We start from the raw sequence: 14,564 nt of genomic DNA, 5'->3' as shown, positions 1-14,564 counted from the left end.
GCAGGCCGCGGCAAGCTGGGCCGTTGGCTGGTGATGGGCGCGTTGTCGGGGTTTGCCGGCTCTGGGGGCGGACTGCGCGGCGCTTCTCTTGGAGCTCCGCTGACAGCGCCCAGGCCGGCACCTAGATTTACTGTCCATAAGACTTATCAGTCTACAGGAGCGGCCCCCTCCCCTGATGCGCGGCAGGGTGTCCGGGACCGGGACGTTTTCCGGTCCCCAAGCGCTCCCCGGGGCTGCCGGTAAGGCATGGACGTCGCCCCGGAACTACCGTCCCCGAGTTCATATTGGGATGCTTTTTTAGCCCTGCATTTAGCCCCGCGAACGTCACTTCATGATTTGGGTCACCCTTATTGGCAGTTAACACAAGATGCTCACTAGACTTGCAAAGGGTCTGGGTTCAGAGGACGCAGAGACTGGTTCGATCGCAGTGCTGAAGCACCGGGGGGCCAAAGAGAAATCAAACTCATGGAAGAGGCGTATTTCAAGTGCCAGAGCAGCCAAGCCACCGTCTACCAGAGGAATTTGGCGGGAACGAGTGGCTCGTTGACGAACTGTACGAGCAGTACCAAAAGGACAAGAACGCTGTGGACGCCAAATGGTGGCCGCTGTTTGAATCCTTCGACTCGGGTAACGGTTCTTCCAACAACGGGAATTCCGCTCATGCTGCCAACCCTCCCACCCGGGAACTTCCCGTGGTGAAGCCGGCACCCGCTGCGTCGGCACCGTCGCCGGCCGCAGCCCCTGCCGCTCCCCCGGCCGCCCCGGCGCCTGCCGCTCCGGCAGCGGCCCCGGCACCTGTAAAGAAGGCCCCCGCCACGGAAGCACGCGACGGCGGCAAGAAGACCGAAGCAGGAACCGGCTCGCAGCCAATTCCTGCGCAGCTGCCCAAGAACGTCAAGGCTCCCACCGCGCCGGAGGAGGACGTCGTCTCCGTCCTCCGCGGACCGGCCAAGGCCATCGCCACCAACATGGTCACCAGCCTTGAGGTGCCCACCGCAACCAGCGTCCGCGCGATTCCCGCCAAGCTGCTGATCGACAACCGCGTGGTCATCAACTCCAACCTCGCCCGCGCCCGCGGCGGCAAGGTTTCCTTCACGCACCTCATTGGCTATGCAGTGATCCGCGCGCTGTCCCAGTTCCCGTCGATGAACGTCTACTACGACGAGGTGGACGGCAAGCCCGTCGCAGTCCAGCCGGCACACGTCAACTTCGGCATCGCCATCGACATGCCCAAGCCCGACGGCACCCGCCTGCTCATGGTCCCGAACATCAAGAAGGCAGAGACCCTCAATTTCGCCGAGTTCTGGCACACGTACGAGGACCTCATCAAGCGCGCCCGCAACGGCAAGCTCACCGCCGAGGACCACCAGGGCACCACCGTGTCCCTGACCAACCCCGGCGGCATCGGCACCGTGCACTCGGTGCCGCGCCTGTCCAAGGGCCAGGCCGCCATCATCGGCGTCGGCGCGCTTGACTACCCCGCCGAGTTCCAGGGCGCCAGCGAAAAGATCATCGCGCAGAACGCCATCAGCAAGGTCCTCACCCTGACCTCGACCTACGACCACCGCGTCATCCAGGGCGCCGGCAGCGGCGAGTTCCTCAAGCTGGTGCACCAGCTGCTGCTCGGTGCGCAGAACTTCTACGACGAGATCTTCGAAGCCCTGCGCATCCCCTACGAGCCCGTGCGCTGGAGCCCGGACCTGCAGGTGGATCCGGCCGATGAGATCAACAAGGTGGCCCGGATCCAGCAGCTGATCCACTCCTTCCGCGTGCGCGGACACCTCATGGCGGATACCGATCCGCTGGAGTACGTCCAGCGCAAGCACCCGGACCTCGACGTCCTCACCTACGGGCTGACCCTCTGGGACCTGGACCGCGAATGGCCCACGGGCGGCTTCGGCGGCAAGCCGATGCTGAAGTTCCGCGACATCCTCGGAGTCCTGCGCGACGCCTACTGCCGCACCACCGGCATCGAATACATGCACATCCAGGAGCCTGCCGAGCGCAAATGGTTCCAGGACCAGCTGGAGCACCCCTACTCCAAGCCAAGCCGTGAAGAGCAGCTGCGCATTGTCTCCAAGCTGAACGCGGCCGAGGCCTTCGAGACCTTCCTGCAGACCAAGTTCGTTGGGCAGAAGCGCTTCTCGCTGGAAGGCGGCGAGTCCCTGATCCCGCTGCTGGACGCCATCATGTCCGATGCCGCCGACGACGGCCTGGACGAAGTTGCCATCGGCATGGCCCACCGCGGCCGGCTCAACGTCCTGACCAACATCGCCGGCAAGACCTACGCCCAGGTCTTCCGGGAATTCGAAGGCACGCAGGATCCGCGCTCCGTCCAGGGCTCCGGTGACGTCAAGTACCACCTGGGCACCGAGGGCACGTTCACGTCGGACAACGGCAAGGAGACCAAGGTCTACCTCGCCGCCAACCCGTCCCACCTGGAAGCCGTGGACTCCGTCCTCGAAGGCATTGTCAGGGCCAAGCAGGACCGGCTGGACCAGGGCCAATCGTTCCCCGTCCTGCCCATCATGGTCCACGGCGACGCTGCCTTCGCCGGCCAGGGCGTGGTGGCGGAAACGCTCAACCTTTCCCAGCTGCGCGGCTACCGCACCGGCGGAACCATCCACATCGTGGTCAACAACCAGGTCGGCTTCACCACCGCCCCTTCGTCATCGCGCTCGTCCACGTACTCCACCGACGTTGCCAAGATGATCCAGGCACCGGTCTTCCACGTGAACGGCGACGACCCCGAGGCCGTTGTCCGCATTGGCCAGCTTGCCTACGAATTCCGCCAGCGCTTCCACAAGGACGTCGTCATCGACATGGTGTGCTACCGCCGCCGTGGCCACAACGAGGGCGACGACCCCTCGATGACCCAGCCGCTGATGTACAACCTGATCGAGGCCAAGCGCTCCGTCCGCAAGCTGTACACCGAGTCGCTGATCGGCCGTGGGGATATCACCGAGGAAGAAGCCGAGCAGCTGCTCCGCGACTACCAGGAACGGCTGGAGCGGGTCTTTGCCGAGACCCACGCCGCCCAGACTTCCCCGATCCCGATCGTCACCGCCGATTCCGCCGCCGTGTCCGATATCGAGCGGCCCATGGCACAGCAGTCCGATTCCAGCGTCAGCGCTCCGGCCTCCACGGCCATCAGCGCCGAGACCCTGGCCCGGATCGGCAAGGCACACGTCGAGATCCCCGAGGGCTTCACGGTCCACCCGAAGCTGAAGCAGCTGCTGGAGAAGCGCGAGCAGATGTCCCGCCAGGGCGGCATCGACTGGGGCTTCGGCGAAATCGCGGCGTTCGGCTCCCTGATCATGGAAGGCGTGCCCGTACGCCTCGCCGGCCAGGACTCGCGCCGCGGCACGTTCGTGCAGCGCCACGCTGTCTTCCACGACCGCGCCAATGGCAAGGAATGGCTGCCGCTGGGCAACCTTTCCGACGACCAGGCCAAGCTGTGGATCTACGACTCGCTGCTGTCCGAATACGCTGCCATGGGCTTCGAGTACGGCTACTCCGTGGAGCGCCCGGACGCCCTGGTCCTCTGGGAAGCCCAGTTCGGCGACTTCGTCAACGGTGCGCAGACCATCATCGACGAATTCATCTCCTCTGCCGAGCAGAAGTGGGGCCAGCGTTCTTCCTTGGTCCTGATGCTTCCGCACGGCTACGAAGGCCAGGGACCTGACCACTCCTCGGCGAGGATCGAGCGTTTCCTGCAGCTGTGTGCAGAAGACAACATGATCGTGGCCAACCCCACCACGGCGGCCTCGCACTTCCACCTGCTGCGCCGCCAGGCGTACAACCGCCCGCGGAAGCCGCTGATCATCTTCACGCCCAAGCAGCTGCTGCGCCTGAAGGCTGCCGCGTCGTCCGTGGAGGATTTCACCAACGGCACCTTCCGCCCCGTCATCGGTGAGCATGAGCAGCTGCCGGCGACCGCCGTCGAACGCGTCCTCCTGGTGTCCGGCCGCCTGTACTACGATCTCCTGTCCACCCGGCAGAAGACCGGCGACAAGACCACCGCCATCATCCGCGTGGAGCAGCTCTACCCGCTGCCGCATGAGGAGATCGCGGCTGAACTCGCCAAGTACCCCAACGCCGAGGTTGTCTGGGCCCAGGATGAGCCTGCCAACCAGGGCCCCTGGCCGTTCATCGGCCTGAACCTGCCGGAAATCCTCGACCGCCGCGTGCGCCTGGTGTCCCGGCCGGCATCCGCCTCCACGGCTGCCGGTTCCATGAAGCGGCACGCCGCGGAACAGGATGTCCTGCTGAAGCAGGCATTTGCACGGAAGTAAGCAGTAAGGCTGCCCGGCCGGAGTCTAAATACCAGACTCCGGCCGGGCAGTTCTGTTTAATGGATGAACAGCGCCGCCCCGTACCTCCGCAGCCGCGGCGGCGACGATGCAGCGGCCGCACCGAAGCAAACCCGTACCGAAGTAAAGAGGAACGCGTGGAAGACAGGAAGCTGCGGATCGCAGCTGTAGGAGACGAACTGCTGGCCGGACTGGGCGATCCCAGGGCGCTTGGCTGGCTGGGCCGCGTCCTGGCCCGCACTCCCCAGGACGGCATGCTCCTGGAAAGCTACTCCCTCCCCTGTCCGCAGGAAGGTACGGAGGGGCTGGCCGCGCGGTGGCTGGATGAAGCCGGCCGGCGCTTCAGCGCCCAGGCGGAGAACAGGCTGGTCATCGGCCTGTCCGGGCGGGACATCGAGTTCGGCCTCTCCACAGCACGGAGCAGGCTGAACCTGGCCAACATCCTGGACTCGGCCTCCCAGAACCGGATCGAGGTTTTCGTTGTGGGGCCGCCGCCCACACTTGACCCGGCGCAGAACCGGCGGCTTGACGAACTGAACACCGCCTTCGCTGACGTCACCACCCGCCGCAAGCACCTCTACGTCGACACGTTCTCGCCGTTGCTGAACCATGAACAGTGGCGCCAGGACCTCGCGGCCAACGGCGGTACACCGGGCCAGGCGGGGTATGGCCTCATGGCATGGCTGGTGCTGCACCGCGGCTGGTTCCAGTGGCTCCGCCTGGATGCGCCCCAGTAACCCCTTTCGGGATACCTTGACCACACCTTCCGGCGGCATTACGTTGGAGGGCAACGCGATATATCGTCTATGGAGGGGACCATGACCGGGCAGGCCTGGACTGTTACAGAGCCGCAAACGATGGACATCGATGGCGTGACGTCCCTGAAGCTGGGCATGGTCCGGGGAAGGTTCCAGGTGGTGACGCACACCGGACCCGGGGTCCGGCTGGAGCTTGCCGAGGTGCACGGCGATCCGGTGGCGGTATCGCTCAACAGCGGCAGGCTGGAAGTGCGGCATCAGCTGCACGGCGCCCAGGGCTGGTTCAAGAACCTCATGGAGACGGTCAACCACAACAGCGAGAATTCAGCTGTCATCACCATCGCCATTCCCCAAGGGGTGGAGGTCGAGGCAGGCACCGTCAGCGGTGAGGGAATCATTTCGGGCATCTCCGCCCATGTCCGGCTGAATACCGCGTCAGGTTCGGTGGTGGCGGACAGCACCACCGGCGAGCTTCAGGTCAGCATCATCAGCGGCAGCGTGGACGTCAGGAACCACCACGGCGTGCTCACCGCCAAGAGCGTCTCCGGAGCGGTTACCGCCTCCGGCCACTTCACCAATGTCCGCACCAACACCGTGAGCGGCCACCTCAACTTCGAATTGCTCGGCTTTACCCGTGACTTCGGCTCCAACTCGGTGTCCGGGGACCTCACCATCGTGCTGCCGCACGACGTCGGCGCCGACATCGTGGCAAAATCCGCCGGTGGAGCGGTGATCCTTGACGGCCGGCAGTGCCTCCTGGCCAATGGCAAAGTGGAGACCATTGCCGGACCGGACGGGCAACTGATGCTCGTCCGGACCAATTCGGTGTCGGGCAGGACTTCGATCGTCCATTCTCCCGGACCCGTTGACGGTGACGGGGAAGCGCAGGGCTGATGCCGCCCGTCTTCGCACACGGTGCGTTGCGCCTCTACCTCCTGGCCCTGCTGGAAGGCGGGCCCAGGCACGGCTATGAGCTCATCAAAGCGCTCAAGGACCGGTTTGGCGGGACCTACTCCCCCAGCGCCGGAACCATCTACCCCCGCTTGGGCAAGCTCGAGGAAGACGGCCTGGTGGCCACCGAGCGGGCCGGGCGGCGCACCAACTACTACATCACCGCCGCCGGCCTTGCCGAACTGGACCGGCGCCGGGAGGATGTGGCGGGGGTCGAGCATGACATCGCGGTCTCCCTGGAAAGACTGGATGTGGAACTGATGGTGCAGAAGTTCCGCGACGAGTTGTGCGCAGACCTCCGGCAGCCGGGCATGCGCCGTCCCATCAGCCCCGGCACACTGGAAACCGTCAGGGCAGCCCTGGACGAGGCCCGCGCTGCCATCCGGAGCACCCTCCAGTCCTAGGCATGGCGCATCCTGCCGCGCTGCCGCAGGTCATCGGCCCCTTCCCGGTTCGCGGGCCGCCACATCATGTGCGAGACTTGAGGGCAGCTCTTTTTGAGTACCAACAGTAAGGAGGCCAGCTATGAGCAAGCGTGCACGCAAGCGTCGTGACCGTAAGCGTGGCGGCGCGAACCACGGGAAGCGCCCCAACACCTAGGCACATGCCAGGAACTACGGTTCAAGCAAAGGACCCCGCAAGCCAACCGGCTTCCGGGGTCCTTTGCTGTCTGCGGCCCTGATCCGCTCACGCGCTCCGTGCGAGGGATGGCTGTACCTATGCCTCCACGGGACGGATGGCGTGGATCCTGTCCAGGATGGCGTTCTTCAGGTTGTCCGGAGCGGACTCCGTGCAGGAACGCTTGACCATGTTGCGGATGACGCACTCCAGGTCATACTGCTCCGTGCACTCAGGGCAGTCATCAAGGTGGTTCTTGATTTCCGTAATGTCCTCGCGGGTCAGTGCCCCGTCAAGGTATTCGTAGATGCGTTGCATCCGGGTGTCATCGCAATCGCCCAATCCCTGGCAGTCGCTCATTTCCTGTTCTCCTGTGCTTTGCTTCCTGCCGCATCGGTGGCGTCCGCGGCCGTTTTGAATCCCCGCTCGGCGGCGTATTCCGCGAGCATGTCCCGCAACATTCGCCGGCCGCGGTGGAGCCGGGACATCACAGTGCCGATGGGCGTATTCATGATGTCTGAAATTTCCTTGTAGGCGAAGCCCTCCACGTCGGCGAAGTAGACCGCCAGCCGGAACTCCTCCGGAATATCCTGCAGCGCCCGCTTCACGTCCGAATCGGGAAGATGGTCCAGCGCTTCTGCCTCGGCCGAACGCAGTCCGCTCGAGGTGTGTGATTCCGCCCGTGCCAGCTGCCAGTCCTCAATGCTGTCCGAGTTGGACTGCAGGGGCTCGCGCTGCCTCTTCCGGTAGAGGTTGATGTACGTGTTGGTCAGGATCCGGTACAACCAGGCTTTCAGGTTTGTACCCGGCTTGTACTGGTGGAAGGCCGAAAACGCCTTGGTGTAGGCCTCCTGCACCAGGTCTTCGGCGTCGGACGGGTTCCGCGCCATGCGCATGGCAGCGGAATACAGCTGGTCAACGTACTGCATGGCGTCCCGCTCAAAACGAAGGCGGCGTTGTTCGTCGCTCTCTTTGGAGACGTCCAGGGTACTGTCCTCGGTGTCCGCAGCAGCGGTCACCGAATCAGCGCCTGCTTTTCCCGCAGGCACAGGCGCGGAGCCGGCCTTCCCGTTCACTTCGCCGGGGGTAGCCTCATACATGGCCGCAACGGCCGGATCCAGGGTGTTCATTGCCTTCAAGTCTACTGTCAGGCTCCCTGCCCGGGGCATGCCGTACTCCGGGGGCTCCGAGGCCAGCTTGTCCACTGCCACCGGGCCCGCCTGCCTGGTTCCGTCCAACACCTTCCCCAAGGGCCAACTCCGCTCTGTATCGGGTGAATGATCGTCGGGCCCCATGTCGCGGACCCGTTTGCCATAACCGGCTCCCACGGGTAAATATTCCCCAAAAGTGCAAGACTAGGACCGACTCCGCCGCTCGCCGCGGCTCGTCCATCCAGGAGGAAATCCATGCCCTTTGTCCGCACCCTCGCACGGCCCATGCTTGCCTCCAGTTTCGTTCTTGCCGGACTGGATAAGCTCAGGAACGCCGACGACACGGCACAGCAGCTCTCACCGCTGCTGCGCAAGGCCGCATCAGCGCTCCCGTTCCAGGCGAATGAAAAGACCCTTGCCCGGGTTATCGGCGGGACGCAGGTGGGTGCCGGTGTCCTGTTCGGCCTTGGCAAGTTCTCCCGTCTCTCGGCCGGCCTGTTGACGGTGATTTCGCTCCTGAACACCTTTGTTGAGTGGCGCAGTGCGGACATCAGCAGCAAGGAAGGGCGCGAAGGCCGCCGGAACCAGCTGCTCAAGAACCTCTCGCTGAGCGGCGGCGCCCTGCTCGCTTCCGTGGACACCGCGGGCAAGCCCGGCCTGGCCTGGCGCGCCGAGCACCTGGCGGCCGATGCCCGCAGGAATGCATCGCACCTGGCCGCCGACGCCCGCAAAACCACCACCAAGAAGCTGAACAAGGCGGACAAGGCCGTGCGCCGCGCTGTCGAACACGCCACGGGAGCATAAGCACGAATGACCGCAGCAGCTGCCACCCGGGACGACTCCGGAACACCTGTCCACAATTGGGCCGCGCCTTTTGCGTCCCGGCCCATTGACGCCACCGTGACGGTGCCCGGATCCAAATCCCTGACCAACAGGTACCTGGTCCTGGCGGCCCTCGCGGACGGCCCGTCCCGGCTGCGCGCGCCCCTGCATTCGAGGGACTCGGCGCTCATGGTCGACGCACTCCGGCAGCTCGGTGCCGTCATCACCGAAGTGCCCGGGGACGGCGCCTTCGGTCCCGACCTGGAGGTGGTACCGCTGCCGGCGACAGCGCCGGCAGCGGTGACCAGGATCGACTGCGGACTCGCCGGCACCGTCATGCGGTTCGTCCCGCCGCTGGCGGCACTCCGCAATGGAACCAGCCTGTTCGACGGCGACCCCCACGCCCGGAAGCGGCCCATGGGAACCATCATCGAGGCCCTCAAGGCCCTGGGCGTGGCCGTATCCGCCGAGGACGGCAGCGCGCCGTCGTCGCTCCCCTTCGTGGTGGAGGGCACCGGCGCGGTGCGCGGCGGGCATCTGGTGATCGACGCCAGTGCCTCCTCGCAGTTCGTCTCCGCCCTCCTCCTGGTGGGGGCGCGGTTCGACGAGGGCCTGCACCTGGAACACGTGGGCAAGCCGGTGCCCAGCCTGGACCACATCAACATGACGGTGGCCGTCCTGCGCGGCGCCGGCGTGTCAGTGGACGATTCCGTCCCCAACCACTGGGTGGTGGCGCCGGGTCCCATCCGCGCCTTCGACCAGCGGATCGAACAGGACCTGTCCAACGCCGGGCCCTTCCTTGCGGCGGCCCTTGCCTCGCGGGGGACGGTCCGGATTCCCAACTGGCCGGCGGAAACCCAGCAGGTGGGAGACCTTTGGCGCGGAATCCTGGCCAGCATGGGCGCCACGGTGACCCTGGCTGACGGCGTCCTGACCGTCACCGGCGGCCCGGAGATCAAGGGCGGTGACTTCGCGGACACCAGTGAACTGGCTCCGACGGTGGCAGCCTTGTGTGCCCTGGCCTCGGGACCTTCCCGGCTCAGCGGGATCGCCCACCTGAGGGGGCACGAGACGGACCGGCTTGCGGCCCTGGTGGCGGAGATCAACCGGCTCGGCGGCGACGCCGAGGAAACCAGCGACGGCCTGGTGATCCGGCCCGCCCCGCTGCACGGCGGCGTCGTGCATAGCTACGCGGACCACCGCATGGCCACGGCCGGTGCCATCCTGGGACTCGCGGTGGAGGGCGTCCAGGTGGAGGACATCGCCACCACTGCCAAGACCATGCCGGACTTCCCACAGCTGTGGGCCGGCATGCTGGCCCAGAACGCGGGGTCCGCAGCCGGACCGGAAGGGCGCGTCAGTGGCGCGTAGCACTGGTTCCTGGGACGAATCGGACGTCCGCATCCGTCCCAGCAAGAAGGGTTCCCGGCCGCGCACCAAGGACCGCCCCAGCCATGACGACGCCGTGACCGGACGGATCATCACGGTGGACCGGGGCCGGTACACCGCAGTGGTGGACGAGGACTCGGAGAACGAGCGCGTTGTCATCGCGGCGCGCGCCCGGGAACTGCGCCGCTCGCCAGTGGTTGCCGGCGATTTCGTGTCACTGGTGGGGGACGTGTCCGGCGCACCGGACACGCTGGCCCGGCTGGTGAAGATCCAGGACCGCCATACCCTCCTGCGACGCAGCGCCGACGACACCGACCCCATTGAGCGCGCGGTGGTGGCCAACGCGGACCAACTGGTGATCGTGGTGGCCGCGGCCAACCCGGAGCCCCGCACGGGATTCATCGACCGCGCACTGGTGGCCGCCTACGACGCAGGGATCGAGCCCATCCTGCTGGTCACCAAGGCCGACGTCAAGGACCCTGCGGAACTCCTTTCCAACTACACCCACCTGGACTTCCCGGTCATCATCAGCCGGACAGCCGATGCGCTGGCATCAGGCATCGACGCCCGGTCCGATGACGGCCTCTCGGCGCGGCTGGAGAGCGCGGCGGTGGCTGCCCTCCGTGACCACCTGGACGGCAAGGTCACCGTGATGCTCGGGCACTCAGGTGTCGGAAAGTCCACCATGGTGAACGCACTGACCGGCGCGGAGCGGGCCACCGGCGGAGTGAACGCCGTGACCGGCCGCGGCCGCCACACATCCTCCTCCGCCCTTGCCTTGCGGCTGGCGGATGCGCCGCCCGGCAGCTGGATCATCGACACCCCCGGCATCCGCTCCTTCGGCCTGGCGCACGTGAACCCGGACCGGATCCTGCGCTCCTTCCCGGACCTCTCCCCCGGCATCGAAAACTGCGAACGCGGCTGCAAGCACACGGCAGCCGCGGTGGACTGCGGCCTTGACGACTGGGTGGCGGGCGGACATGCAGGCCCCACCGGGGCTGCCCGGCTGGCGTCCCTGCGGCGGCTGCTGGGTGCGGATCCACGGATGGAAGCACAGGAAACCAAGGAGCTCGGCAGCGTCAACTGACGCGTTCTCCCGGCAGAACCGTTTGCAGACGGTAGTTTGGAACCATGATCCAACCCGCTTCGAGCTACAACGATGACCTGCGCCTGGCCCATGTCCTGGCCGACTCCGTGGATGACCAGACCATGAGCCGCTTCAAGGCCCTGGACCTCCACGTTGAGACCAAGCCGGACCTGACGCCGGTCACCGACGCGGACAAGGCCGCCGAGGAAGCCATCCGCGGCCAGCTTTCCCGTTCCCGCCCCCGCGACGCCGTCCTGGGCGAGGAATTCGGGAGCACCGGCCACGGTTCGCGGCGCTGGATCATCGATCCCATTGACGGGACCAAGAACTTTGTCCGCGGCGTTCCGGTGTGGGCCACGCTGATCGCCCTCGTGGACGAGGGTGAGCCGGTGGTGGGCGTGGTCAGCGCCCCGGCCCTTGGCAAGCGCTGGTGGGCGGCGAAAGGCATGGGCGCGTACATGGGCAGGTCCCTTGCCGCTGCCACCCGGCTCCGCGTCTCGGACGTGTCGAAGCTTTCCGATGCCTCCCTCTCGTACTCCAGCCTGGGCGGGTGGAAGGAACGCGGAAACCTGGACGAGTTCCTTGGCCTGACCGAGGATGTCTGGCGCACCCGGGCCTACGGCGATTTCTGGTCGTACTGCATGGTGGCCGAAGGCTCGGTGGACATCGCCTGCGAACCGGAACTGAACCTCTATGACATGGCCGCACTGGTGCCGATCGTGGTGGAGGCCGGCGGCCGGTTCACATCCCTGGAAGGCGAGGACGGCCCGTTCGGCGGAAACGCCCTGGCCACGAACTCAATCCTGCACTCGGAGGTCCTGCACCGCCTGAACCCGTACCTGGATGATCTGCTGTAACTGATGCGCTTTTCCGCATAAAAGCGAATAATGCGACGCCGGACACCTTCCTGGGGAAGTGTCCGGCGTCGTTTATTCGGCGGCACGTAATAAACACCTTAACAATTGCCGCGGCTTCAATCCTGGCCGCCCCATGTCCTACGCTTTTATTCAGGTCACGAGTGCCAGCGCAAAACCCCGGTTTGCTGGCCGGCAACCCTCCATTCGCGGTGGGGTGCCCCGGGTGACGACCAGGCCGGTCCGGAGCGGATGCGGCAAGCGCGGATTCCCCCATGGCGGAGTCCTGTCATCAAGTGAGGTCTCTGTGACAACTGCCACCGTCTCCCCCCAGCCCGTCATTGCCGAAGCCAGCGTCCCCGACGGACGCCACGCCGCTGCCGGCCGGCCCCTCGCTGCCGTCACCGGCGCCGAAATCCAGGCACCCCTGATTTCAGGCGGACACGTGCGGTACGCCAACCTCGATTACGGCGCCTCCGCCCCGGCGCTGTCCGTGGTGTCGGCCTACCTGAACGAGATCCTCCCCTACTACGCGAGCGTCCACCGCGGGGCAGGATACGCGTCCCAGATCAGCACCTCGGTGTATGAGAACGCCCGCAGCATCGTCAGGGATTTCGTCGGCGGCCGCTCGGATGATTCGGTCATCTTCACCCGCAACACCACCGATTCGCTGAACCTGCTGGCCGGTTGCCTGCCGGTGACCAATGGCCGGCACGACGGCGAGGTGCTCTACCTGGACATCGAACACCACGCCAACCTCCTGCCGTGGCAGGGCGTCCCGCACCGCAGCATCGTTGCCGCCGACACCATCACCGAAACCATCGACGCCGTCCGCGCGGAGCTGAGCCAGGGCGGCGTCAGCCTGCTCGCGGTTACCGGAGCCTCCAACGTCACCGGCGAAATCCTGCCCATCCGCGCCCTGGCCGCGCTGGCCCATGAGCATGGTGCACGGATCGTGGTAGATGCCGCCCAGCTCGCCCCCCACCGCCGCGTGGATATCAGCGCGGACGACGTCGACTACCTCGCCTTCTCCGGCCACAAGCTGTATGCGCCCTTCGGCGCCGGCGTCCTGGTGGGACGCCCGGACTGGCTGGACACCGGCGTCCCGCACCTCGCGGGCGGCGGCGCGGTCAAGGAAGCCAGGCTCGACGGCGTCAGCTGGGCCACTGGACCGGCGCGCCATGAGGGGGGCTCACCGAACGTCCTGGGAGCCGCCACACTGGCCCGCGCCACCCAGGTCATTGCCGGGCTGGACCAGGAACGCTGGCATGCCCACGAGTCCGCCATCCGTTCCTTCCTGGTGGAGGGCCTGCAGGAGATCGACGGCGTCACCGTCCACCAGATCTTCAAGGACACCAACCCGGAAACGGACACCATCGGCGTGGTCAACTTCTCCGTTGAGGGCTACGACGCAGGACTGGTGGCGGCGTACCTCTCGGCAGAGCACGGCGTGGGACTGCGGGACGGCCGCTTCTGCGCGCACCCGCTGCTGAAGCGACTGGGCCTGCCGTCCGGTTCCCTCCGCGCCAGCTTCGGTGTCGGTTCACGCCTGGAGGACGCCGAACGCCTGCTGGCCGGCATCCGTGCCCTGCGGAGCAACGGGCTGGGCTGGGACTACGTGGTGGACGCGGGCCGCTGGGTGCCCGCCAATGACACCCGCACCTACCCGCACTGGGCACCCAACACCCCGGGCACCGCCGGCGCCGCGCCCTGCATCGACGACTGACACCCTGCCCAACCCCTGCCGTCCAGGCCATCGATCCGGCGGCCAGGAGGATGCGGTAAATTCGAAAGGTACCGCAGGACGTCAGGTGAAGGAGGCCACGCGTGGTTCGGGGTGGCCCCAAGCTTGATCACGGGCGGCGCAGGGAACTCGGGCAGAGCTTCCAGGACGGCGGCAGGCACTACCAGCGCGTCCGCCCCGGCTACCCGGAAGAGGCAGCCCGGTGGCTGGTGCCCACGGATGCCCATGATGCACTCGACGTGGGCGCCGGCACCGGAAAGTTCACCGCCTTGCTGCTGGACATGGGACTGCATGTCACCGCCGTGGACCCCTCCGCGGACATGCTCGCCCAGCTCATGGAACACTACCCGGCCGCCACGGCCGTGCCGGGGACTGCCGAGGCGACAGGCCTGCCCGACGCCCGCTTCGACGTCGTCACCGTTGCCCAGGCGTGGCACTGGTGCGACGCCCTCGCGGCAAGCACTGAGCTGGCCCGCGTCCTGCGCCTGCACGGAACCCTGGCCCTGGTCTGGAACCAGCTGGACACCTCTGTCCCCTGGGTGCACCGGCTCTCCCGGATCATGCACGCGGGCGACGTGTACCGGCCCGGCCACAAACCCGTCGTCGGACCCGAATTCCGAGGCCTCGAAGGGCACGTCACCCACTGGCAGGACACGGTGACCACCACGGACCTGATGGAACTCACCAAGTCCCGCAGCTACTACCTCCGGGCCGGCGAGGCAACCCGCGCCAAGGTCCTGGCCAACCTGGACTGGTACCTGCACGAACACCTGGCCTATACCCCTGACCAGGAAATTGCCCTCCCCTACCTCACCCTGGCCTGGCGGGCCGCCAAAGCATGACGGCGCATCCCATGCGGCGCCCCCGGAGCCGGTAG

13 protein-coding genes and 1 riboswitch are annotated in these 14,564 nt (G+C 66.5%); of the genes, 11 read left to right on the top strand and 2 right to left on the bottom strand.

Annotated elements, in window-relative coordinates; translation table 11 throughout:
* The first annotated feature begins 485 nt into the window (after positions 1-485).
* From ACR65K_RS03505 to ACR65K_RS03485, 5 genes are all read left to right on the top strand, one after another.
* Positions 486-4,295 (top strand): multifunctional oxoglutarate decarboxylase/oxoglutarate dehydrogenase thiamine pyrophosphate-binding subunit/dihydrolipoyllysine-residue succinyltransferase subunit, encoded by a 3,810-nt coding sequence (locus tag ACR65K_RS03505; protein ID WP_056334987.1) that lies wholly within the window; start codon positions 486-488, stop codon positions 4,293-4,295.
* A 155-nt stretch (positions 4,296-4,450) separates the two neighbouring features.
* The gene (locus ACR65K_RS03500) at positions 4,451-5,050 is read left to right on the top strand and encodes a GDSL-type esterase/lipase family protein (RefSeq protein ID WP_056334984.1); all 600 of its coding nucleotides are present in this window, start codon (positions 4,451-4,453) and stop codon (positions 5,048-5,050) included.
* A gap of 81 nt (positions 5,051-5,131) precedes the next feature.
* The gene (locus tag ACR65K_RS03495; RefSeq protein WP_440151340.1) at positions 5,132-5,965 is read left to right on the top strand and encodes a DUF4097 family beta strand repeat-containing protein; all 834 of its coding nucleotides are present in this window, start codon (positions 5,132-5,134) and stop codon (positions 5,963-5,965) included.
* On the top strand, positions 5,965-6,426 hold the full coding sequence (locus tag ACR65K_RS03490) for a PadR family transcriptional regulator (RefSeq protein ID WP_056334978.1): 462 nt from the start codon (positions 5,965-5,967) through the stop codon (positions 6,424-6,426). The genes ACR65K_RS03495 and ACR65K_RS03490 overlap by 1 nt, the downstream gene beginning before the upstream one ends.
* A 121-nt stretch (positions 6,427-6,547) precedes the next feature.
* Positions 6,548-6,622: a 50S ribosomal protein bL37 gene (locus ACR65K_RS03485; protein ID WP_369299106.1), complete on the top strand. Its 75-nt coding sequence runs from the start codon at positions 6,548-6,550 to the stop codon at positions 6,620-6,622.
* Positions 6,623-6,739: 117 nt separating this feature from the next.
* On the opposite strand, the gene rsrA is transcribed toward ACR65K_RS03485, so the two are convergent.
* Both rsrA and ACR65K_RS03475 read right to left on the bottom strand, forming a co-directional pair.
* Positions 6,740-7,000: a mycothiol system anti-sigma-R factor gene (gene rsrA / locus ACR65K_RS03480; RefSeq protein ID WP_056334975.1), complete on the bottom strand. Its 261-nt coding sequence runs from the start codon at positions 6,998-7,000 to the stop codon at positions 6,740-6,742.
* Positions 6,997-7,770, bottom strand: coding sequence for a sigma-70 family RNA polymerase sigma factor (locus tag ACR65K_RS03475; RefSeq protein WP_235565178.1), 774 nt, complete (start codon positions 7,768-7,770; stop codon positions 6,997-6,999). Before ACR65K_RS03475 ends, rsrA begins: the two co-directional genes overlap by 4 nt.
* Before the next feature lie 276 nt (positions 7,771-8,046).
* Between ACR65K_RS03475 and ACR65K_RS03470 the strand changes: the two genes are divergently transcribed.
* The 6 genes from ACR65K_RS03470 to ACR65K_RS03445 all read left to right on the top strand — a co-directional run bounded on the left by ACR65K_RS03470 (position 8,047) and on the right by ACR65K_RS03445 (position 14,529).
* Positions 8,047-8,595, top strand: coding sequence for a DoxX family protein (locus ACR65K_RS03470; protein WP_056334973.1), 549 nt, complete (start codon positions 8,047-8,049; stop codon positions 8,593-8,595).
* Between the two features lie 6 nt (positions 8,596-8,601).
* Positions 8,602-9,984 carry a 3-phosphoshikimate 1-carboxyvinyltransferase gene (aroA, locus tag ACR65K_RS03465; RefSeq protein WP_056334972.1) on the top strand — a complete coding sequence of 461 codons (1,383 nt, stop codon included), beginning with the start codon at positions 8,602-8,604 and terminating at the stop codon, positions 9,982-9,984.
* Positions 9,974-11,089, top strand: coding sequence for a ribosome small subunit-dependent GTPase A (rsgA, locus tag ACR65K_RS03460; protein WP_056334969.1), 1,116 nt, complete (start codon positions 9,974-9,976; stop codon positions 11,087-11,089). The genes aroA and rsgA overlap by 11 nt, the downstream gene beginning before the upstream one ends.
* Positions 11,090-11,133: 44 nt before the next feature.
* Positions 11,134-11,946: a histidinol-phosphatase gene (gene hisN / locus ACR65K_RS03455; RefSeq protein WP_056334967.1), complete on the top strand. Its 813-nt coding sequence runs from the start codon at positions 11,134-11,136 to the stop codon at positions 11,944-11,946.
* 153 nt (positions 11,947-12,099) lie between these two features.
* A riboswitch (SAM riboswitch) is annotated at positions 12,100-12,213 on the top strand.
* A gap of 37 nt (positions 12,214-12,250) precedes the next feature.
* The gene (locus ACR65K_RS03450) at positions 12,251-13,669 is read left to right on the top strand and encodes an aminotransferase class V-fold PLP-dependent enzyme (protein WP_056334963.1); all 1,419 of its coding nucleotides are present in this window, start codon (positions 12,251-12,253) and stop codon (positions 13,667-13,669) included.
* A 101-nt stretch (positions 13,670-13,770) separates the two neighbouring features.
* Positions 13,771-14,529: a class I SAM-dependent methyltransferase gene (locus ACR65K_RS03445; protein ID WP_056334960.1), complete on the top strand. Its 759-nt coding sequence runs from the start codon at positions 13,771-13,773 to the stop codon at positions 14,527-14,529.
* Positions 14,530-14,564: the final 35 nt, after the last annotated feature.

Source organism: Arthrobacter sp. SAFR-179 (genome assembly GCF_059414945.1).
The sequence above is the reverse complement of the archived record's forward strand: the minus strand, read 5'-3'. Positions and strand labels throughout refer to the sequence as shown.

Bases quoted from the DNA above. Each gene is read 5' to 3' on its own strand.
- hisN (WP_056334967.1), top strand. From the start codon at position 11,134: ATGATCCAACCCGCTTCGAGCTACAACGATGACCTGCGCCTGGCCCAT.
- rsrA (WP_056334975.1), bottom strand. From the start codon at position 7,000: ATGAGCGACTGCCAGGGATTGGGCGATTGCGATGACACCCGGATGCAA.
- aroA (WP_056334972.1), top strand. From the start codon at position 8,602: ATGACCGCAGCAGCTGCCACCCGGGACGACTCCGGAACACCTGTCCAC.
- ACR65K_RS03475 (WP_235565178.1), bottom strand. From the start codon at position 7,770: ATGAACACCCTGGATCCGGCCGTTGCGGCCATGTATGAGGCTACCCCC.
- ACR65K_RS03490 (WP_056334978.1), top strand. From the start codon at position 5,965: ATGCCGCCCGTCTTCGCACACGGTGCGTTGCGCCTCTACCTCCTGGCC.
- ACR65K_RS03495 (WP_440151340.1), top strand. From the start codon at position 5,132: ATGACCGGGCAGGCCTGGACTGTTACAGAGCCGCAAACGATGGACATC.
- ACR65K_RS03470 (WP_056334973.1), top strand. From the start codon at position 8,047: ATGCCCTTTGTCCGCACCCTCGCACGGCCCATGCTTGCCTCCAGTTTC.